Below are 20,310 nucleotides of genomic sequence, written 5' to 3' on the forward strand. Positions count from 1 at the left end.
CTATCAGAAACGTTGCGGCGAGAAGGATTGGATGTCGATTGCCGGCCGTTGGCCGGTCAGGAGTTCGGCGACGAGACGCGCGGTGCCGGCCGATTGCGTCAGGCCGAGATGGCCGTGGCCGAAGGCGTAGATCACGCGCCCCGTGGCGCGGGCGCGGCCGATCGCCGGCAGGCTGTCGGGCAGTGACGGGCGGAAGCCCATCCACTGCACGCCGCATTCGCTTTTGAAGCCGGGCAGGAAGGTCTGCGCCTTCTTCAGCATCGCTTCCGAGCGGCGGAAATTCGGCGGCAGCTTCAGGCCGCCGAGTTCGACGGCGCCGCCAACCCGGATGCCGGTCGAAAGCCGCGTGACGACAAAGCCGTGGCCGCCGAAGGTGACCTGGGTGCGCAGGTCAAAGGCGTCCTGCGGCAGCGTGGTGTTGTATCCGCGCTCGGTTTCCAGAGGGATGCGCTCTCCAAGCGTCCGGGCGATCTGATGCGAAAAGGCGCCGGCGGATAGCACAACCTGGTCTGCACGCCGTGTCTTGCCGTTGGACGTCAGTTCCACGCCACCCTCGACCGGCCGCAATGCCGTAACCTCGGCGCGTTCGATGATGCCGCCCTTCGCCCGGAAATGGTCTGCGAGCGCGAGGGTATAGAGCTTCGGATCGGCGATCGAGTACCAACCGGGCGTGAAGGTGCCATGAGTAAAGCGCGGCGCGAGACCGGGCTGGATCTCGGCCATTTCGGCAGCACCCATATGGCGGAATTCGATGCCGTGCTCCGCCCGCGCCTTCCAGCCGGGAAGCGATGCCTTCAGTTCGGCTTCGCTTTCATAGACCTGGAGATTGCCTTCCTTGCGCAGCATCGGCAGCGTGCCGGTTGCCGTCAGGAACGGTTCCAACTCGGCCTTCGAAAGATCCATGATCGCCGTCTGCGCCGTCGTCGAATGCGCCACCTTCTTAGGCGAGCAGGCGCGCCAGAAGCGGAACATCCACGGCGCGATCTGCACCGCGTAGGCCGGCGGGACGCTCAAGGGCCCAAGCGGGTCGAGCAACCACTTCGGCGCCTTTTTGAGGATGCCGGGAGAGGCGAGCGGCAGGATGTCGGTAAAGGCGAAGGCCCCGGCATTGCCCGCCGAGGCACCTGCGGCCGGACCTTCCCGGTCGAGCACGGTGACGGAAAGTCCCCGTGCCTGGGCGGCGATCGCCGCGGAAAGGCCGACGACGCCGGCGCCGATGACGATGACGTCAGGCTGAGCTGCATCCTTCATGATCGTCTCAGTGCGTCGCTGCCAGGAACTTCTGGAGTTCCGGGTCCTTCGGCGCGCCGAAGAGCGCCTCGGGTGCTGCGATTTCCGCCATCACGCCCTTGTGGAAGAAAGCGACGCGGTCGGAGACTTCGCGGGCGAACTTCATTTCGTGGGTGACGCAGATCATAGTCATGCCTTCGGACGCAAGCATGCGCAGCGTGTCGAGCACTTCGCCGACGAGCTGCGGGTCGAGTGCCGAGGTCACTTCGTCAAACAGCATGTATTCCGGCGACATGGCGAGCGCCCGGGCGATCGCCATGCGCTGCTGTTGGCCGCCCGACATGCGGGTCGGGTAGACCGAGAGCTTTTCGCCGAGGCCGACATGGGTGAGCTGCTTGACGGCGATTTCCTCGGCTTTCTCCTTCGAAAGGCCGAGCACCTTGCGCGGTGCCAGCATGACGTTTTCGAGCACGGTCAGGTGCGGGAAGGCGTTCCACTGCTGGAACACGATGCCGACCTTGGCCCGGAGCTTGTTGAGGTCGGTGGACTTTGCGTGGACCTCGGTGCCGTCGACCAGGATGCGGCCGGCATCGATCGGCTCGAGGCCGTTGATGCAGGTGAGAAGGGTCGACTTGCCCGAGCCGGAGCCGCCGATGACGGTGACGACTTCACCCTTGTTGACGGTGAGGTCGATGCCTTTGAGAACCTCCAGCGAGCCGAAGGATTTGCGGACGTTTTGGATCTCAATCATTGGACCACCGTTTTTCAAGGTAACCGCCGAGCCGGGCGATTGGGAAGCTGATGAGGAAGTAGATGGCGCCGCAGATCAGAAGGATCAGCAGCGGCTCCTGCAGACGGGTGACGAGCACCTGCGAGGCGCGTAGCAGCTCGATCAGGCCAAGCCAGAGAACGAGTGCGGAGTCCTTCATGACACCGAGCGTCAGGCCGATCCAGGACGGCAACGAAACGCGGGTCGCAAGCGGCGCCACGATGTAGCGCATGTCCTGCCACCAGGTCATGCCGAGCGAGCGGGCAGCGCGACGGGTGGTCGGCGGTACGGAGGAGATGCCGCCGCGCACGATCTCGGTGCAGTAGGCGGCCGTGTAGAGCGACAGCACCACGCAGGACGTCGTGAACGGCGCCCAGCCTAACTTAGCAATTGCCTGGAAGGCATTGGCAAGCACCAGCTGGATCAGGAGCGGCACCGAGCGGAAGATGTCGAGCACGAAGGTGAGCGGTGCGGCCCAGTAGGGGCCGACCTGGTTGCGCACGACGCCGAAGATGATGCCGAGCACGGTGCCGGCGGTGACCGAGACGGCGGTGACCGCAAGCGTCATCAGGGCGCCTTGCAGCAGGAAGCCGAGATCAGCGAGGGTGAGGGCGGTATTGAACATCTCTCACCTCTCAGTAGCGGAACATGCGCGCGGCGAGCAGACGGGCTGCCAGCGTCACGGCCTTGGCGATCAGGTAGTAGATCACTGCGGCGATCGCGAAGAATTCGAAGGTGCGGAACGAGCGGGCGTTCAGTTCCTGGGTGATGCCGGCAAGGTCGGTGTTCATGCCGACGGTAACTCCGAGCGAGGTCATCAGGATTGCCCAGACCATCTGGTTGGTAACGGGCAGGAAGGCGATGCGCAGCATCTGCGGCAGCACGATATAGCGGAAGGCCTGCACTGGCGTCATGCCGAGCGAGCGGCCGGCGCGCGTCTGGGTGTCGGGAATGGCCTTGAGCGCGCCGCGGAAATTCTCTGCGAGATAGCCGGCATTGTTGAAGGCGATCCCGGCGAGCAGCGCCGTATAGGGGCTCAGGTGGATGCCGAAATTGCCAAGGCCGAAATGCGCCATGTAGATTTGGAACAGTGCCGGCGTGTTGCGGGCGATTTCGACCCAGGCGGTCGCAAAACCGCCGAGAATGCGATTGCCGGACAGGCGGCAGGCCGTCAGCGCCAGCGCCAGTGCCAGGCCGATGACCATCGAGAGCAGAGCCACCTGCAAGGTGACCAGCGCTCCATCGAGCATCTGCGGCAGGGCTTTCAGCGCCTGGTTCCAATGGAAGGTGTAACTGAACATGTTTCGTCTCGCCTCTTCGGAAACGAATAGCGGCGCGAAGCTACACTCCGCGCCGCCAGATGGACGGCCAGATTAGCGGTAAACGCCCTTTGCCGTAAGGTCCGGAAGCTCGCCGCCGACCCACTTTTCGTAGAGTTCTGCGTAGCGGCCGGTGCGGACCTGCTGGTTGATGAAGAGGTTGAGGAAGTTGACGAAGCCGTATTCTTCGCGGTTGGTGAAGAGCGCGACGTAGTCGGTGTCGAACGGCGCCTTGCCGACAACGGCGATGCCCGGGAACTTGCCGGTCTTCACGTTGGCCTGCGCAACAGTCGAGGTCGAAACCGTGGCGTCGATCTGGCCCTGGCTGAGAGCGAGGAAGACGTCGGCCTGGGTCTGGTACGGACGGAACTCGCCAGCACCCCATTCCTTGACCTGTTTTTCGAGCGCGATGGCTTCGAAGGTACCGGCGGTGGCGCCGACGACCTTGCCCTTCATGTCTTCGAAGGACTTGACGCCCGACTTTTCATTGGCGGTCACGGCCATTTCGAAGGCGAAGTAGGGGATCGTCATGCCGACGGTTTTGGCGCGCTCAAGCGTGTCCGAGGTCGAGGCAACGCCGACGTCGACACGGCCCGACATCAGAGCGGGAATGCGCTCCGGGAACGGGGTCTCGACGATTTCGGCGGTGACGCCGAGGGCCTTGGCGAGGTCGTTGCAGTAGTCGACGTCAAAGCCGATCGGATTGTTGTTCTCGTCGCGAGAACCCATCGGCGGGAAGTCGAGCACGACCGCGCAACGCAGCGTTCCCGAGCCGATGACGTCATCCAGCTTGTCGGCATGGGCCTGGCTGGTCAGAGCAGCGGCCGCAACGAGGCCGAGCGCAAGCACCGAAGTCTTCATTATCTCTCTCCCTGAAATGAGTGCCGTTTGACGGCTGGGGCACTATTCCGTTTTAGAGAGCGTAAATCAATAGAAAAATACAATTAGTATACAAAAAGTATATCATGATAACGCAGAACGCGCGCAGACATCCCATTTGTTTCGCCAAATGGGATGTCTGCGCAGCGATCTGTCGTGTCTCATACGTGAGAGCGCACTGCGAGCGGCAAGCCGCCCGCACTTTTCCTCTTCCGTTTTAGCCCTGGAAATCCTCGGGCAGCAGGGCCTCCGGCATGTTCTGGTAGGCGACCGGCCGCAGGAAGCGGCGGATCGACAGGGTGCCGACGCTGGTCGCGCCGAAGTTGGTCGAGGCCGGGTAGGGGCCGCCATGGACCATGGAATCCACCACCTCGACGCCGGTCGGGAAGCCGTTGACGAGCACGCGGCCGGCCTTGCGCTCGAGGATCGGGCGCAGACGACGGGCGGTTTCGAGGTCGGCCGTATCCATGTGGATCGTCGTGGTCAGTTGCCCCTGGAATCCACGGGCGAGCTGTTCCATCTCGCCGGTCGAACCGACGCGGACGACGAGGCCGAGCGGACCGAAGACCTCTTCGCCGAGCGCATGGTCGGCGAGGAACTGGTCGCCGGTCGTCTCGAACAGGTTCGGCGAGACCGAGCGGCCGGGGGATTCGGTGGTGAGCAGCGGCTTCACGGCGTTGCGGCTTTCAAAGCGCGCCTGCCCATCGTGATAGGCCTTGGCGATGCCGTCGGTCAGCATCGTCTGGGGTACCACCTTGCCGAGTGCTTCGACGGCGGCAGCGGTGAAGCGATCGGCGTCAGCGCCTTCAACGACCACGGCGATCCCGGGATTGGTGCAGAACTGGCCAGCGCCCATGGTCAGCGAGCCGGCCCAGCCCTGGCCGAGCGTTTCGGCGCGTGCCTTCAGCGCTTCCGGCAGCAGGAACATCGGGTTGACCGAACCGAGCTCGCCGAAGAACGGGATCGGCTCGGGGCGCGCGGCGCAAAGATTGAAGAGCGCACGGCCACCGGCGAGCGAACCGGTGAAGCCGACAGCCTTGATCAACGGATGCTGCACCAGCGCTTCACCGACCTGTCGGTTGCCGCCCTGGATGAGCGAGAATACGCCCGGATGCACGCCGGTCTTGCGGATCGCGGCTTCAATAGCCTCAGCGACGATCTCACCGGTGCCGGGATGGGCCGAGTGGCCCTTGACGACCACGGGGCAACCGGCGGCAAGTGCGGCGGCCGTGTCGCCGCCGGCGGTCGAGAAGGCGAGCGGGAAGTTCGAAGCGCCGAAAACGGCGACCGGGCCGATCGGCCGCTGGATGAGGCGGATCTCCGGACGCGGCGCCGGCTGGCGCTCGGGCAGTGCGGCGTCGAAGCGGCGGTCGAGATACTCGCCCTTCTCGATGTGGTCCGCGAAAAGGCGGAGCTGGCCGGTGGTGCGGCCGCGTTCGCCCTGCAGACGGGCTTCCGGCAGGCCCGTTTCCTGGCTGCCGATCTCGGTGATCGCCTCGGCGCGCGCCTCGATCTCGTCGGCGATGGCGCGGAGGAACGCGGCGCGCTCGGCGCGGGTCGAATAACCGTAGCTCAGGAACGCTTCTTCCGCCGCTTCAGCCGCACGGTTGACCAGCTCCACGGTGCCGGTAGCAAACTGATGGACCGGACCATGGGCGGGTGCGGATGCGAAGGTGCCCGCGCCGTCGAGCCATTCGCCGGCGACAAGGTGTTTTCCTTTGGGGGTGAAGGCCATCTGGCGATCCTTTCTCTCGATCCCGGATTGCCTTTTGTGGCAGAGGGGATCATGGCTGAATTGCACTTGTCGGATCTTTGTATACTATATGTATGCATAACATCAATCGCCTGATGGTCTCATCCGGATCAGGCGCAGCAATTGAGAGGGAGAGAGATGAGCGAAACCAACACCCTGACGATCGCAGCACTTTTCGAGCGCGTCGAGGCGATCTTCCTGAAGGCTGGGCTAAACGGCGTTCAGGCAGGCGCACTCGCCCGCGTGATCGTCGCCGGCGAGCGTGACGCCTGTAAATCGCATGGCGTTTACCGCATTGAAGGGGCGCTGCGCACGGTCAAGGCCGGCAAGGTGAAGGCAGACGCCGTGCCCGAGCTCGACGCGCAGGAAGGCTCGGCCATCGTCAAGGTCAATGCCAAGGGCGGTTTCGCCAACCCGGCCTTCGAGCTCGGCCTGCCCGTTCTCGCCGAACGCGCCCGCTCGCTCGGTCTCGCCGCGCTCGTCATCAATGATTGCACCCATTTCTCTGCCCTTTGGCCCGAGGTCGAAGGATTGACGGGCGAGGGCCTCGCCGGCCTCGTCATGTGCCCGAGCTACGCGACGGTTGCGCCCACCGGCGGCAACAAGCCGCTGCTCGGCACCAACCCCTTCGCCTTCGGCTGGCCGCGCGAAAACAATCCGCCCTACGTCTTCGACTTCGCGACCTCGGTTGCCGCGCGCGGCGAGATCGAGCTGCACCGCCGCGCCGGAAAGCCTCTGCCCGAGGGCTGGGCGATCGATGCCGAGGGTAACCCGACGACGGATCCGGAAGCCGCCCTTGCCGGCGCCATGCTGCCTTTCGGCGGCCATAAGGGCTCCGCGATCGGCACGATGGTCGAGCTTCTCGCTGGCATCATGATCGGCGACCTGACGAGCCCGGAAGTGCTCGACTACCTCGGCACTACCACGCTTGCGCCCTTCCATGGCGAACTGATCGTCGCCTTCTCGCCGGAGAAGTTCGCGGCCGGAAGGCCCGGCAATCCGTTTGCCCGCGCCGAAGTGCTTTTCGAGGCAATCGTTGGCCAGGGCGCCCGCCTGCCGTCGCAGCGCCGTTTCGCGGCGCGCGCCAAGTCGGAGGCCGAAGGCGTCGTCCTCAATCAGGCCGAGACGGAACAGCTTGACCGGCTGCTCGCCCTTGGTTTGGATGCCGTCGCGTAAGCGACGGCTAACCTTATGGCGGCTTCTTCGGCTCACAACCGGAGCATATAAAACGGAAAGGCCCCCGGGGCCTTTTTGCTGGACTGAAAGTGCTTGATTGACGAGAGGGCCGCCCCATTCTCCCTCATCCTCGCCCCTGTGGCGGGGATCCAGCGACCCGACGTCCGTCGGGTCAAAAGACCTTTCAGCCCAAGGACTTGGGCTGGCTAGATTCTTGTGACAAGCACAGGAATGAGGGAAACCTTGGCCGGTGCCTGCGATCCCGAGGTACCCTGTAGGGTCGACGAAAAAGGCCCTCCAAGCGGAGGGCCTCTTCTATTTGCGGCCGATATTTGTGATCAGGCCTTGCACTTCTGGACGGCGCCCGGGAGCTTGCTCCATTCGGCGTACCAGCTGTTGAACAGCTTGAACTGGGCTTCGACGTAGCCGCGCTGGCTGTCCGAAAGCACGTCGCTTTCGTTGAAGTGCAGCGTGTATTCCTTGTCGCCCTTCAGCACCATCATGTGCTTGAAGTAGAGAACGAGGTCCGGGCCTTCGTCGAAGGAGGAGAGCACGGCGAGCGCCTGTTCCAGTTCCAGTGCGCGCTGGCGGGCGTCGACGTCGCCTTCGGCGGCGGCACGCGACAGGTTGCACATGTGGATGACTTCCTTCGGCAGCACGCAGCCGATGCCGGTGATGGCGCCGGTCGCGCCGCAGTTGACGAAGCCGTGGAACACGGCCGTGTCGACGCCGATCATCAGCGAGACGCCATCGTCACGGCTGGTGATGTTTTCGGCCGCATAACGCATGTCGGCTGCGCCGCCGAATTCCTTGAACCCGACGAGGTTCGGATGTTCGGCGCGCAACGCGAAGAACAGGTCGGCGCGGGTGGCAAAGCCGTAATAGGGGCTGTTGTAGATAACGGCCGGCAGGCTCGGGGCGGCCGAAAGAATGGCCTTGAAGTGGTTCTTCTGGGCGGCGACGACCGAACCACGCGACAGCACGCGCGGGATGACCATCAGGCCCTGGGCGCCAACCTTCTCGGCGTGCGCCGCATGGGCGACGGCTGACGCGGTGTTGACGGCGCCGGTGCCGACGATAACCGGAATGCCGGCCTTGACCAGGCGCTCGACGCCTTCCATGCGCTGCGCATCGGTCAAGAGCGGCCAGTCACCCATCGAGCCGCAATAGACGACGGCCGACATGCCCTGAGCGACCAGCTCCTGGCCCTTGCGCACCAGCGCGTCGAAATCGGGGGTGCGGTCTTCCTTGCAGGGGGTCATCAGCGCCGGGATGACGCCGGTGAAAATCTGAGCCTTCATCTGAAACTCCTCTCGGCTTTGTCTTCGAGGCAACGGCGCACGCGCGCCCTTGCCTTTGATCTAGACAATAGCCGTTTGTATTTTATTTGTCGACAAGAAAAATACAAAGACTGCTACAAGGCGATGTCGAGCTTGTTGTTGCGGGCAAAAAGCTTCTGCACCTGCTCGACGATCTGCTCGGCATGCGCCTTGCCAAGATGGTCCGCCGTCTCGATGTCGCGCGCTGCGATTGCAGCGATGATCGCCGCGTGCTCGTCGACGAAGCGCTGCGGGAACTGCTCCTCGTAGGACTGGTAGTAGAGACGCAGGATGCGCCGTCCCTCGTCGAGCAGCCGGCGGAACAGGCTGGTGAAATAGGGATTGCGGCCGGCCTCGGCGATCGCCGCATGGAAAGCGGCATTGGTGGCGATCATCGTCAGCGCGTCGCGCGCCTGGACGGCAGCCGCATAGTCCTCGTGGAAGCCGCGAATGACCGGCAGGTCTTCCGGGCGGTGGTTCTGCGCCGCAAGCCGCGTCGTGACGCGGTACATCAAGACAAGCGCGTCGAAGAACGGGTTCAAGTTGAGGAAGTCGATGTTCGCTACCATCGTCGAGCGGTTGGGCAGCGTGTCGATCAGCCCTTCACCGGCAAGCCGGACCAGCGCCTCGCGGATCGGCGTGCGCGACATCTTCAGTCGCTCGGCAAGCTGCACTTCGTCGATCGGGCTGCCCGGCGGCAGCACCAGGTCGAGGATCTCGTCGCGCAGGAGGTCATAGACCATCTTCACGCCGGAACCGCGCTTGCGTTCGGGGATGGGGCTGTTGTCGGTGTCGATATCGGTCATCTCGGATTCCTTTGTCGACAAAAGAAATACTTGTCTCTGCCGTCGGGATCAACAGATTCCGTGGCAACGATTGTGCGAGGCTGACATTTCGAATGCATGCAGCTGTTGCATTTGGGTAGGGCGCGAACAAGGGAGGATCACAAACGCGCGGGTCTTGCGCTCGAGCTTGCGCACGCAAAACGACCCATGCATTTCCCACATGGGAGCGCTGACTTTTGAGCGCTGCAACTTACCAAGGGCCTGAGTTATAAGGTGTTCATCGAAGCGAAACGAGGCGCCACGGACTGGCTGCCAGGCTTCGAAAGCCCATTGAAAGGGGGATCAAATGAACATCGCACGCTCCATCAACAACTGGCGCAAGTATCGTCAGACGGTCACCGAGCTGGGCCGCATGTCGAACCGGGAACTCCGTGACCTCGGCATCGAACGCGCCGACATCGACCGCGTCGCACGCACGGCCTTCGCCCGCTAAGGCGACCTACCAAGACTGTTAGATTGCCCAAGCGCCTGCATCTCCTGCGGGCGCTTTTGCTTTGTGGCGCACCGTTGTGAATGACCGGCGGCCGCTCACTCCAATCCTCGCGCAGTTTCGCGATTTCAATGCTGACAGAATCTGGCAGGGGTCGCGCGTAGAGTGTCCCCATGATCAGAGATCGAGGGATGACCGATGTCGGCGCAGGATGTGTTTCAAGTGGGTGCAGAAAGCCGGCCGGGCGAGCGCAAGTTCTGGATCGGCACGGTTTCCGGTGATGATATGCATCATGCGTCGGAAGGCGGCTTCTCGCGCTTCGGCTACGGCAACGTGCAGCCGTTGACGCGCATGAAGGCGGGCGATGGTTTTATCGGTTATTCACCCAACGCCGCCTTCAGCGGCAGAGCGGGGCTCGCTTGTTTTACGGCCATCGGTGTGGTCAAGGAGCGTCCGCCCTACTTCTTTGCGATGGGCGGAGTCGCGCGGCATCGCGGCGATATCGATTGGGCCGACAGTATGGAGGCTCCCGTCCGTCCGTGGCTCGATAGCCTGGAATTTGCCGAGGGCAATCGAAATTGGGATCAGAAACTTCGTTTCGGTCATCTCGCCATCAGCGAACATGATTTCCGCGTGATCGCGCGCGCCATGCATGCCGATCTTGGTGGCGTTTTCCTGGGGGTGGCCGAATACCGCCGGCAAGCCTGGGCGTGATTGCAGCCCGCAGGTCGAAAACTTGACCCGCGGGCGATATTTTCGCGCGCGGCGAAGGATGTTAGTTCTCCGGGAGATAACGCGTTTCGGGCTATCCACGAGAGACAAGATCGAATGGGCGGAATGGGACTTGCGGATACGGAGGTTCATATCCGTCGCTTGCAGCGCGGGTTTTCCCCGCCGGTCATTCCGGAGGTGTTCTCCGGCGATACGCGCTTGGTCGGCCGTTGGCGCAACGAGCCCTTCGAGTACCACCTGCCACCACTGAAGGATCATATTCTCGCGGCGAAGTATGCAGGCGACGGGACTGCTTCGTTGAAGGTTGGTCGTCAGACGATCACCGCGCCGGCGCTAGCCGGCACCATCACTTTTGCGCCCAGGGGGCACGAAGGACTTTGGCGCGCGGATGGTGCCGTCGAAGTGTCGAATATCTTTCTGGGGCACCAGCGCCTGCTTGCCTGCGCGGATCAGGTTGGGAATGGTCGTGAGCCCGAGCTTCTCGACCGCGTGAATTTCAGCGATCCCAAACTGTTTACGATCATGTCCTTGATCAACGACGAGATCAGTATCGGTGACGCGGTATCGCACCTGTTCATCGAGCAGCTTCTCGATCTTGTCTGTCTCCAGCTTCTGCGCGGGCACGCCGCAATGTCCGTGCCCCTCGCCCCCGGACCACGGCGTGGCCTTTCGGCCTGGCAGATCAAGCGTGTCACCACCTACATGCGTGACAATCTCACCAAGGATATTCGGCTTCAGGAGCTGGCGGATCTCGTGAATCTCAGCCGCTTTCATTTTTGTACCGCTTTTCGTGTGGCAACCGGGCACACGCCCTATGTCTGGCTGACACGGCAGCGCATCGCCCACGCCAAGGCGCTGCTTGCGGACCGGACGCTGCGCATCACCGATATCGCTCTTGTCGTCGGCTATGAAACGCAATCGGCCTTCGCTTCGAGCTTTCGCAAAGTGACAGGCCTCACCCCGAGCGAGTTTCGCCGTCGGCTTTGACCTCGGCTGCGACCGGGCCGGCGCTCCCGTGCACCGGCGTCCTCGACCGCCGCAACTTTCAAGCAGGATCGAAAGATCGCAACAGTAACGCCGTCGTTCGACGCCTATCTTCTGCACGGTTTGTTGAGGCAGGAGAGTGTTTTCCGACATGGTCGAAAATAGATCAGAATCCTATGTGCAAGGTCCGGTGCTGTCGCGCCGGGAAGCGCTTCTGGCAGGTGCCGGAACCGTGGCGCTGGCAGCGCTGCCGTCTCAGTCGGCGGCAGCGACAGGTTCTCCGGCGAAGGAGGTAAGCCCCATGACCCTGACCATGACCGTGAACGGCGAACTGCATGTTCTGACCATCGACCCAAGGCAATCAATCCTGGACGTCCTGCGCGAGACGCTCGATCTCACCGGCACCAAGAAAGGGTGCAACCAGGGCGCCTGCGGCGCCTGCACGATGCTTGTCGACGGCAAGCGCATCGTCTCCTGTCTCACACTGGCATGCATGCATGACGGCGCCCGGATCGAAACGATCGAAGGGCTCGAGAAAGATGGCGTGCTGCATCCGCTCCAGGAAGCCTTCGTGGCGCATGAGGGCCTACAGTGCGGCTTCTGCACGCCGGGGCAGATCATGTCGGGTGTCGGCTGTATCGCTGAAGGACATGCGGGCTCGACCGACGAGATCCGCTTCTGGATGAGCGGCAACATCTGTCGTTGCGGCGCCTATCCCGGCATCGTCGCGGCTGTTGCCGACGCGGCGGGGAGGGGCTGACCATGCTTCCTTTCACGATGGAAAAACCTGAGAGTGCCGAAGCGGCGATTGCGGCGGCCGCCGGCGGCGCGCGCTATATTGCCGGCGGCACCACGCTCATCGACCTGATGCGCGAAGAGGTCGAGCGCCCGGAATGGCTCGTCGACATCAACGCGCTACCGCTTGGCGGTATCCGCGTCGAAGGCGACGACCTCGTCATCGGCGCGCTGGCTCGCATGTCCGAAGTCGCGGCCGATCGCAACGTCCAACGGCTGCAGCCATTGATCGCCGAAAGCTTGATTGAGGGCGCCTCGCCGCAACTGCGCAACATGGCGTCGATGGGCGGCAACATGCTGCAACGGGTGCGCTGTCCCTATTTCCGCATGCTGGACGCCGGCTGCAACAAGCGCACGCCCGGCTCCGGCTGCGCCGCCATCGACGGATTGAACGCCGGTCACGCGATCCTCGGCACCAGCGAGCACTGCGTTGCGACGCATCCCTCTGACGTCGCCGTTGCTCTGGTGGCGCTCGATGCGACGATGCGAGTGCGAGGACCTGAGGGCGAACGCAACTTTCCGATCGAAGAACTCTTCCGGCTACCCGGAGATACGCCGCATCTCGAGCACACGCTGCTGCCCGGTGAGTTGATCGTCGAACTGCGTGTGCCCGGAGGGCCGTACAGTCGCCGTGCGCGCTATCTCAAGGTTCGTGACCGCGCCTCCTATGAATTTGCCCTCGTTTCGGCTGCCGCTGCACTTTCGGTCGAAGACGGGGTGATCCGCGAGGCTCGCCTTGCCGTCGGCGGCGTCGGGACGAGACCCTGGCGCCTGCGCGATTGCGAGGCCGCATTGATCGGCAAGCGGCCGGAACGGCAGGCATTCGAGGCGGCGGCACAGCTGGCAACACAGGGCGCGCGGCCGTTGCAGCACAATCACTTCAAGGTCGAACTCTTGCCGCGGACGATCGTCCGGGCACTCGAAATGGCAGGAGAAGTCGCATGAGCGTCAACACCATCGGAAAACCAATGACCCGTGTCGACGGCCGGGCCAAGGTTACGGGTCGGGCGCGCTATGCCGCCGATTTCAACCAGCCGGGTCAACTCTACGCGGTGATCGTCAGTTCAACTATCGGCCTTGGCCGCGTCACGGGATTTCAGACTGCCGAGGTCGAGCGCATGCCCGGCGTCGTCGCCGTCATCACGCACCGCAACGCCGAGAAGCTGCCCTATCTCCCGCACAAGGCCGGCATCGACCCCGCCACCGGCGAGCGGCTGCACGTGTTGCAGGACGATACCGTGCGCTTTTATGGCCAGCCGGTTGCGCTCGCCGTTGCCGACACGCTCGATCACGCCGAGCGCGCCGCCGCAGCACTCCGCGTGACCTATGAGGCGCGGTCGCCGCTCGTCGATCCGACGGATCCGAAGGCGGAGAGCATTGTCCCCGATACACGCGGGCGCGTGTCTCCCGACCGGGCGCGCGGCGACGCCGACAAAGCGGTGGCAGGAGCCCCTGTCACGCTCGACGCCACCTATGAAATGGCGCGGGAAAACCACAATCCGATGGAGCCGCACGCAACCATCGCCGCCTGGAGCGGCGATCGGCTGACGCTGTGGAGCAAGAGCCAATATCTCGTCAACGAGCAGGCGGAGATCGCCGCAGTCTTCGGCATGCCGGTCGAAAACATCGAGGTGATCTGTCCCTTTATCGGCGGTGCCTTTGGAACGAGCCTCAGGACATGGCCGCATGTGACGCTGGCGGCGCTGGCCGCGCGCCATGTCGGCAGGCCGGTGAAGCTGGTGCTCACCCGCAAGCAGATGTTCTTCACCACCGGCCACCGGCCGCGCACGCTTCAGCGCGTGGCGCTCGGCGCCACCAACGACGGCAAGCTCACCGGCGTCGTTCACGAAGGCACGGGGGAAACGAGCCGTTATGAACAGTTCATGGAAGCGCTGACGGCGGTCACGGATTACCTCTATTCCTGCCCGAACGTGCGCACCCAGTACCGGTTGACCGAACTCGACACCGGCACACCCAATCACATGCGCGGGCCGGGAGAGGCGAGCGGCATCTTCGCGCTCGAAAGCGCGATGGACGAGCTGTCCTACAAGCTCGGCATCGACCCGATCGAGCTTCGGCGCCGCAACGAGCCCGAGAAGGACGAAGCGGAAAACAAACCGTTCTCGAGCCGCTCGCTGATGCAATGTTACGCGCTCGGTGCCGAGCGTTTCGGCTGGGCCCGGCGCACGCCCGAACCGCGCTCGATGCGTGACGGGCGGCTGCTGATCGGCATGGGCGCGGCCACCGCCACCTACCCGGCGTTCCACGCGGCGGCGAACGCCCGGGTGCGGCTGCTTGCCGACGGCACGGTCGAGGTCGAGGCGGCGGCCAGCGACATGGGGCCGGGGACCTATACGTCCATGACCCAGGTTGCCGCCGAGACGCTTGGGCTGCCACCGGAACGCATCCGCTTCCGGCTCGGCCGGTCAAGCTACCCCCCGACCCCATCGCATGGCGGTTCCTGGACCATGGCTTCGGTCGGATCGGCCATTCAGGCGGCTTGCATCGAGGCGCAGGCGCAGGTCGCGCGTCTCGCGGCGGCCGATGCCGCGTCGCCGCTCTACAATGTCGTGGCCGGGGAGCTCGAGTGGAGCGAAGGGCGGCTGCGGCGCCGCGGCGAAACGACGAGCATCAGCTATCGCGAGATCGTCGCCAAAGCCGGCGCGCCGATCGAGGTGGATGGCTTTGCCCAACGCAATCCCGAGGTTGCCGAACGCTATTCGATGCATTCCTTCGGTGCCGTCTTTGCCGAGGTCGCTGTCGATCCGGATGTCGGCACCATCCGGGTGCGCCGCATCGTCGGCGCCTATGGCATCGGTCGGGTCGTCAATCCGTTGCTCGCCCGTAGCCAGTGCACCGGCGGCATGATCGGCGGCATGGGCATGGCCCTGATGGAACGCACGGTTCTGGATAGCCGTGATGGCCGGCCGGTCAATGCCCATATGGCCGACTACCTCATGCCGGTGAACCTCGACATCCCCGAGCTCGAGGCGCATTTCGTCGACGAGGTCGACCCGCACGTCAACGCCCTCGGCGTGAAAGGCCTCGGCGAGATCGCCCTGGTCGGAACGGCGCCAGCCATCGCCAATGCGGTGTTCCATGCGACGGGGACGCGCGTACGTTCGCTGCCGATCCACATCGAGGACGTGTTGACGGCGTAAGATTGCTTCTCTGTGCGGCGGTACCGGCACTGAAACCCGGTGCCGCCGCGTATGCAAGGAGGTGTCAGTTCGATGGCGCCCGATCGTAAATGCTCTCGGATGGCTCTTCGACGGAGCCGGCGGCGACGCTGGCATACATGCCCGTCGTGCGGAACTCGGTCGGGCTCAGGCCGAAGGACCGGCGGAAGACCTTGGCGAAGTAGTTGGGGTCTTCGAAGCCTGAGAGGATCGCCACCTCCTTGACCGGCAGGCTCGCCGTCTTTGTCAAGAGCTTCACGGCGCGCTGCAATCGCTTCTGCAAAACGTATTCGGCCGGCGCCATGCCTTCGCTGGCGGCAAAGACGCGGGAGAAATGCGCGCGGCTCAAGCCCGAGACGCGCGCCAGTTCCTCCACCGGGAGCGGGCTCTGCAGGTTGTTCATGATGTAGTCGACGACGCGGTGCATCGTTCGGTGCTCGTGGCTGAACACCGGGTGCGAGCCGAAGACGTCGTCATAAAGCGCCATCGCCGCCTCATAGGCGATCGCCGAAGCGCGTCCGGGCGTCTCGCCGCCGCGGATCAGCCGCAGGCTGCAATCGGCAAGATGCTCGATCGTTTCCGGCTGCAGCTTCAAAACCGGGCCGGTGACGGCGAGGATCGCGCGATGGACGCGCAAGGCTTCGTCGCCGTTCATCGAGATCCAGAAGAACTCCCAGCGCCCGCCGTCTTCCAGCCAGTAGCGATGATTGTGCGGCACGAGCAAAAGCAGCGTCTCGCGCTCGCGCACCCGATAGGTCCGGTTCTCGTAGCGCAGGTTTCCAGCACCCGCGATCGTGTGCTGCAGCACCGTGAACGGCGTATTGCCGCGCTTCCGCCCGTCCCAGTCATAGGTGGCATTGGTGCGGACTTCATAGCCGGTGCTGGTAGGCATCGTGTGCAGGCTCTGGCGCCCCCGCGGCAGCGAAACCGTTCGCATGATCGGGCCATTATTGATCAAATCTTGCAGCATAAAATTACCCATGAAAGCACAATACCGCTCTGGCGGGGTCGGCGATTATACACATAATGACGGCCAATCGCGCAACAGTCGGCTCTTGTAATCGAATGGAAAGACGGATCCGCGGTCAGGTTGCACAGGCGGCGGGTCAGGATTTTTGAATTAATTTTACCCTTCGCTTGAGAGCGCGCAGTCCAGGAGGAGTGAAAAGGGCATGGCAAGTTTCAAGATCGCCATCATCGGCGCCGGCAGCATCGGCTTCACCAAGAAACTGTTCACCGACATTCTCGCCGTACCGGAACTGCGCGATATCGAGGTGGCGCTGACGGATCTCAGCGCCCGCAATCTGGAGATGATCAAGGCGATCCTTGACCGGATCGTCGAGGTCAACCGCCTGCCGACGAAGGTGACGGCGACGACCGATCGGCTGAAGGCGCTGGAAGGCGCCCGCTACATCATCAGCTGCGTTCGCGTCGGCGGTCTGGAAGCCTATGCCGACGACATCCGCATTCCGCTGAAATACGGCGTCGATCAATGCGTCGGCGATACGATCTGCGCCGGCGGCATCCTCTACGGCCAGCGCAACATCCCCGTCATTCTCGATTTCTGCAAGGACATCCGCGCGGTCGCAGAACCGGGTGCCAGGTTCCTGAACTATGCTAACCCGATGGCGATGAACACCTGGGCGGCGATCGAATACGGCAAGGTCGACACGGTCGGCCTCTGCCATGGCGTCCAGCACGGCGGCGAGCAGATTGCCGAGATCCTCGGCGCCGGCGAGGGTGAACTCGACTACATCTGCTCCGGCATCAACCATCAGACCTGGTTCGTCGATGTCAGGCTCAAGGGCCGCAGAATAGGCAAGGACGAGCTCATCGCCGCCTTCGAGGCACATCCGGTGTTTTCGCAGCAGGAGAAGCTCCGCATCGACGTCTTGAAGCGCTTCGGCGTCTATTCGACCGAGAGCAACGGCCATCTCTCCGAATACCTGCCCTGGTACCGCAAGCGCCCGGAAGAGATCAGCCGATGGATCGACATGTCGGACTGGATCCACGGCGAAACCGGCGGCTACCTCAGATATTCGACGGAAACCCGCAACTGGTTCGAGACCGAGTTTCCGCAGTTCCTGGAAGCTGCCGGAAAGCCGCTCGATCCCAGCAAACGCTCGAACGAGCATGCGAGCCACATTCTGGAGGCGCTTGAGACGGGGCGTGTCTATCGCGGCCACTTCAACGTCAAGAATTCAGGCGTCATTACCAACCTGCCGGCTGATGCGATCATCGAATCCCCCGGCTTTGTGGATCGCTTCGGCATCAACATGGTCTCGGGCATCACGCTTCCCGAAGCCTGCGCCGCCACCTGCCTCGCATCGATCAACGTCCAGCGCATGTCGGTGCATGCGGCCGTGACCGGCGATCTAGACCTTCTGAAGCTCGCAATGCTGCACGATCCGCTCGTCGGCGCGATCTGCACGCCGGAGGAGGTCTGGCAGATGGTCGACGAGATGGTGGTCGCTCAAGGTCAGTGGCTGCCGCAATACGCCCACGCCATCGACGGCGCGAAGGAGCGCCTGAGCCGCGCCACCGTCAAAACGCGCGAGTGGAACGGCGCCGCCCGACGCCAGGTGCGCTCGCTCGACGAACTGCGTGCCGAGCGGCAGGCGGCCCGCGCCGCCGGCTGACCGATTGCGGAGCCGGCCACGTGAGGAGACGTGGCCTGCTACCGCCAACTGCCCGCACTTGCGGGACATTCCTGGACTTTTCGAGGAGGAGGTCGCCTGCGGGCGGCGAACAGATGAGGGAGAATCTGAGCCAATGACCAGCCACAGACTGACGAAAATGGCGAGCCTGCTGCTCGTCGGCATCTCGACCTTCGCCCTTCAGGCGGCGGCCTCCGATCCATCAGTCGTGCCCGAGCAGCCGCCATTCCCGGCCCAGGGCAAGATCACCTATGTGCCACGCGACTCGATCGCCGAATTCAAGGCACTGCCGGAATACAAAGAGCCGGCCTGGGTCACCGAAAAATACGTCAAGGCCGGCAAGCTGCCGCCGGTTGCCGAGCGCCTGCCGAAGGAGCCGATGGTCTTCAAGACCGGCAACATGCCCGATGGCGTCGGCGTCTATGGCGACACGCTGCGTCACGTGATCGGCGGCCGGCCGGAAGGCTGGAACTACTCGGCCGGCCAGAGCCAGGGCTGGGGTGGCATCGACATCGGCATGTCGGAATGCCTGACCCGCACCGCACCGCTCTTCCAGGTGGAAGCGAACGACGTCGAGCCGCTGCCGAACCTTGCCAGGAGCTGGGACTGGTCTGCCGACGGCCACAAGCTGACAATGCATCTCGTCGAGGGTGCGAAATGGTCGGACGGCGACCCCTTCGACGCCGACGACGTCATGTTCTACTGGGACGACAATGTCCTCGACCCGAATGTATCTCCGCTGAACGGCGCAACGCCTGAGACCTTCGGCGCCGGAACGACGCTGAAAAAGATCGACCAGTACACGGTCGAATGGACCTTCAAGGAGGCCTTCCCGCGCCAGCACCTCTATGCCATGGCCTATGGTACCTTCTGCCCGGGCCCGTCGCATATCCTCAAAGCCAAGCATCCGAAGTATGCCGGCACGACCTACGACCAGTACAAGAACGCCTTCCCGCCGGAATACATGAACATCCCCGTCATGGGCGCCTGGGTGCCGGTCGCCTACCGTGCTGACGATATCATCGTGCTGCGCCGCAACCCGTACTACTGGAAGGTAGACGAAGCCGGCAACCAGCTCCCTTACATCAACGAGCTGCACTACAAGCTCTCGACCTGGGCCGACCGCGACGTGCAGGCGATTGCCGGTTCCGCCGACCTCTCCAACCTCGAGCAGCCGGAAAACTTCGTCGAGTCGCTGAAGCGCGCCGCCCAGGATACGGCACCCGCGCGCCTTGCCTTCGGCCCGCGCCTCATCGGCTACAATCTGCACATGAACTTCTCGGCCAATGGCTGGGGCGAGCCGGACGAGCGGGCTCAGGCCGTGCGCGAACTCAACCGCAACGAGGATTTCCGCAAGGCCGTGACCATGGCGGTCGATCGCAAGAAACTGGGCGAAGCCCTGGTCAAGGGTCCGTTCACGGCGATCTATCCGGGGGGACTTTCCTCCGGCACCAGCTTCTATGACCGGGAGTCGACCGTCTATTATCCCTTTGACCTCGATAGCGCCAGGGCGCTGCTCGAAAAGGCGGGGCTGAAGGACACCGACGGCAACGGCTTCGTCAACTTCCCGGCCGGCAAGGCCGGTGGGCAAGACGTCGAGATCGTGCTTCTGATCGACAACAGCTACGCGACCGACCGCAACCTGGCCGAAGGCATCATCGGGCAGATGGAAAAGCTCGGCCTTCGGGTCGTGCTGAACTCGCTCGACGGCAAACAGCGCGATGCGACGAACTATGCCGGCCGTTTCGACTGGATGGTTCACCGAAACGGGCCGGAATACGCATCGGTTGTGCAGAACACGCCGCAGCTTGGCGCAACGGGTCCGCGCACCAGCTGGCACCACCGCGCGCCGGAGGGTGGACAGGTCGATCTGATGCCGTTCGAGCAGGAGCTTGTCGATACCATCAACAAGTTCATCGCCAGCAACGACAATGCAGAGCGTGTCGCACTGATGAAGCAATATCAGAAGATCGCGACGACGAACCTCGATACGATCGGGCTTACCGAATACCCGGGGGCGCTGATCATCAACAAGCGCTTCGCCAACGTACCGACCGGCGCACCGATCTTCATGTTCAACTGGGCGGAGGACACGATCATGCGCGAACGCCTCTTCGTGCCTGCGGACAAGCAGGGTGACTTCGAGCTCTTTGCTGAACAGCTTCCGGGCAAGCCCGGCGAGAAAGGCCTCAGCAACTGATGCCACGCTGCTCCTCCGGTCGCAGGCCGGAGGAGCGCTCCAT

General features: G+C 63.5%; 18 protein-coding genes. 9 read left to right on the forward strand and 9 right to left on the reverse strand.

What is annotated here, in order from left to right; all coding sequences use genetic code 11:
- Nucleotides 1-3: 3 nt before the first annotated feature.
- From ACTJKM_RS09270 to ACTJKM_RS09295, 6 genes are all read right to left on the reverse strand, one after another.
- Nucleotides 4-1,251 carry an NAD(P)/FAD-dependent oxidoreductase gene (locus ACTJKM_RS09270; protein WP_113511421.1) on the reverse strand — a complete coding sequence of 416 codons (1,248 nt, stop codon included), beginning with the start codon at nt 1,249-1,251 and terminating at the stop codon, nt 4-6.
- A 7-nt stretch (nt 1,252-1,258) separates the two neighbouring features.
- Nucleotides 1,259-1,981, reverse strand: coding sequence for an amino acid ABC transporter ATP-binding protein (locus tag ACTJKM_RS09275; protein WP_275025645.1), 723 nt, complete (start codon nt 1,979-1,981; stop codon nt 1,259-1,261).
- On the reverse strand, nt 1,974-2,624 hold the full coding sequence (locus tag ACTJKM_RS09280; RefSeq protein ID WP_034798414.1) for an amino acid ABC transporter permease: 651 nt from the start codon (nt 2,622-2,624) through the stop codon (nt 1,974-1,976). Before ACTJKM_RS09280 ends, ACTJKM_RS09275 begins: the two co-directional genes overlap by 8 nt.
- Before the next feature lie 10 nt (nt 2,625-2,634).
- Entirely contained in the window at nt 2,635-3,300 is a 666-nt protein-coding gene (locus ACTJKM_RS09285; RefSeq protein ID WP_057251921.1) for an amino acid ABC transporter permease, read from the reverse strand.
- A 72-nt stretch (nt 3,301-3,372) separates the two neighbouring features.
- Nucleotides 3,373-4,179: an ABC transporter substrate-binding protein gene (locus ACTJKM_RS09290; protein WP_057251920.1), complete on the reverse strand. Its 807-nt coding sequence runs from the start codon at nt 4,177-4,179 to the stop codon at nt 3,373-3,375.
- Between the two features lie 235 nt (nt 4,180-4,414).
- A complete protein-coding gene (locus tag ACTJKM_RS09295; protein ID WP_058329697.1) occupies nt 4,415-5,932 on the reverse strand; it encodes an aldehyde dehydrogenase (NADP(+)) in 1,518 nt (505 codons plus the stop codon).
- Nucleotides 5,933-6,088: 156 nt separating this feature from the next.
- Between ACTJKM_RS09295 and ACTJKM_RS09300 the strand changes: the two genes are divergently transcribed.
- Nucleotides 6,089-7,126 (forward strand): Ldh family oxidoreductase, encoded by a 1,038-nt coding sequence (locus tag ACTJKM_RS09300; RefSeq protein WP_058329698.1) that lies wholly within the window; start codon nt 6,089-6,091, stop codon nt 7,124-7,126.
- Between the two features lie 338 nt (nt 7,127-7,464).
- Here ACTJKM_RS09300 and ACTJKM_RS09305 read toward each other — a convergent pair whose 3' ends face one another.
- Both ACTJKM_RS09305 and ACTJKM_RS09310 read right to left on the reverse strand, forming a co-directional pair.
- Complete coding sequence (locus tag ACTJKM_RS09305; RefSeq protein WP_058329699.1) at nt 7,465-8,427, reverse strand: dihydrodipicolinate synthase family protein; 963 nt, start codon at nt 8,425-8,427, stop codon at nt 7,465-7,467.
- Between the two features lie 113 nt (nt 8,428-8,540).
- Nucleotides 8,541-9,251, reverse strand: a complete 711-nt coding sequence (locus tag ACTJKM_RS09310) for a GntR family transcriptional regulator (protein ID WP_058329841.1) — start codon at nt 9,249-9,251, stop codon at nt 8,541-8,543.
- Between the two features lie 325 nt (nt 9,252-9,576).
- Between ACTJKM_RS09310 and ACTJKM_RS09315 the strand changes: the two genes are divergently transcribed.
- The 6 genes from ACTJKM_RS09315 (at nt 9,577) to ACTJKM_RS09340 (ending at nt 15,392) form a co-directional block, all read left to right on the forward strand.
- Nucleotides 9,577-9,723 (forward strand): DUF1127 domain-containing protein, encoded by a 147-nt coding sequence (locus ACTJKM_RS09315; protein WP_064817045.1) that lies wholly within the window; start codon nt 9,577-9,579, stop codon nt 9,721-9,723.
- 195 nt (nt 9,724-9,918) lie between these two features.
- Nucleotides 9,919-10,434: an EVE domain-containing protein gene (locus ACTJKM_RS09320; protein WP_058329700.1), complete on the forward strand. Its 516-nt coding sequence runs from the start codon at nt 9,919-9,921 to the stop codon at nt 10,432-10,434.
- A gap of 123 nt (nt 10,435-10,557) precedes the next feature.
- The gene (locus ACTJKM_RS09325; RefSeq protein ID WP_245296282.1) at nt 10,558-11,439 is read left to right on the forward strand and encodes a helix-turn-helix transcriptional regulator; all 882 of its coding nucleotides are present in this window, start codon (nt 10,558-10,560) and stop codon (nt 11,437-11,439) included.
- 148 nt (nt 11,440-11,587) lie between these two features.
- Nucleotides 11,588-12,196 carry a 2Fe-2S iron-sulfur cluster-binding protein gene (locus ACTJKM_RS09330; protein WP_113511429.1) on the forward strand — a complete coding sequence of 203 codons (609 nt, stop codon included), beginning with the start codon at nt 11,588-11,590 and terminating at the stop codon, nt 12,194-12,196.
- A gap of 2 nt (nt 12,197-12,198) precedes the next feature.
- Nucleotides 12,199-13,176 (forward strand): FAD binding domain-containing protein, encoded by a 978-nt coding sequence (locus ACTJKM_RS09335; protein ID WP_058329703.1) that lies wholly within the window; start codon nt 12,199-12,201, stop codon nt 13,174-13,176.
- Entirely contained in the window at nt 13,173-15,392 is a 2,220-nt protein-coding gene (locus ACTJKM_RS09340; protein ID WP_440635564.1) for a xanthine dehydrogenase family protein molybdopterin-binding subunit, read from the forward strand. Before ACTJKM_RS09335 ends, ACTJKM_RS09340 begins: the two co-directional genes overlap by 4 nt.
- Before the next feature lie 64 nt (nt 15,393-15,456).
- On the opposite strand, the gene ACTJKM_RS09345 is transcribed toward ACTJKM_RS09340, so the two are convergent.
- Nucleotides 15,457-16,392, reverse strand: coding sequence for a helix-turn-helix domain-containing protein (locus ACTJKM_RS09345; protein WP_440635566.1), 936 nt, complete (start codon nt 16,390-16,392; stop codon nt 15,457-15,459).
- Nucleotides 16,393-16,582: 190 nt separating this feature from the next.
- Between ACTJKM_RS09345 and ACTJKM_RS09350 the strand changes: the two genes are divergently transcribed.
- Complete coding sequence (locus tag ACTJKM_RS09350) at nt 16,583-18,049, forward strand: alpha-glucosidase/alpha-galactosidase (RefSeq protein ID WP_440635568.1); 1,467 nt, start codon at nt 16,583-16,585, stop codon at nt 18,047-18,049.
- 133 nt (nt 18,050-18,182) lie between these two features.
- Nucleotides 18,183-20,267 carry an ABC transporter substrate-binding protein gene (locus tag ACTJKM_RS09355; protein ID WP_440660225.1) on the forward strand — a complete coding sequence of 695 codons (2,085 nt, stop codon included), beginning with the start codon at nt 18,183-18,185 and terminating at the stop codon, nt 20,265-20,267.
- Nucleotides 20,268-20,310 lie beyond the last annotated feature (43 nt).

Source organism: Ensifer sp. 22460 (assembly GCF_052044935.1).
Taxonomy (GTDB): domain Bacteria; phylum Pseudomonadota; class Alphaproteobacteria; order Rhizobiales; family Rhizobiaceae; genus Ensifer.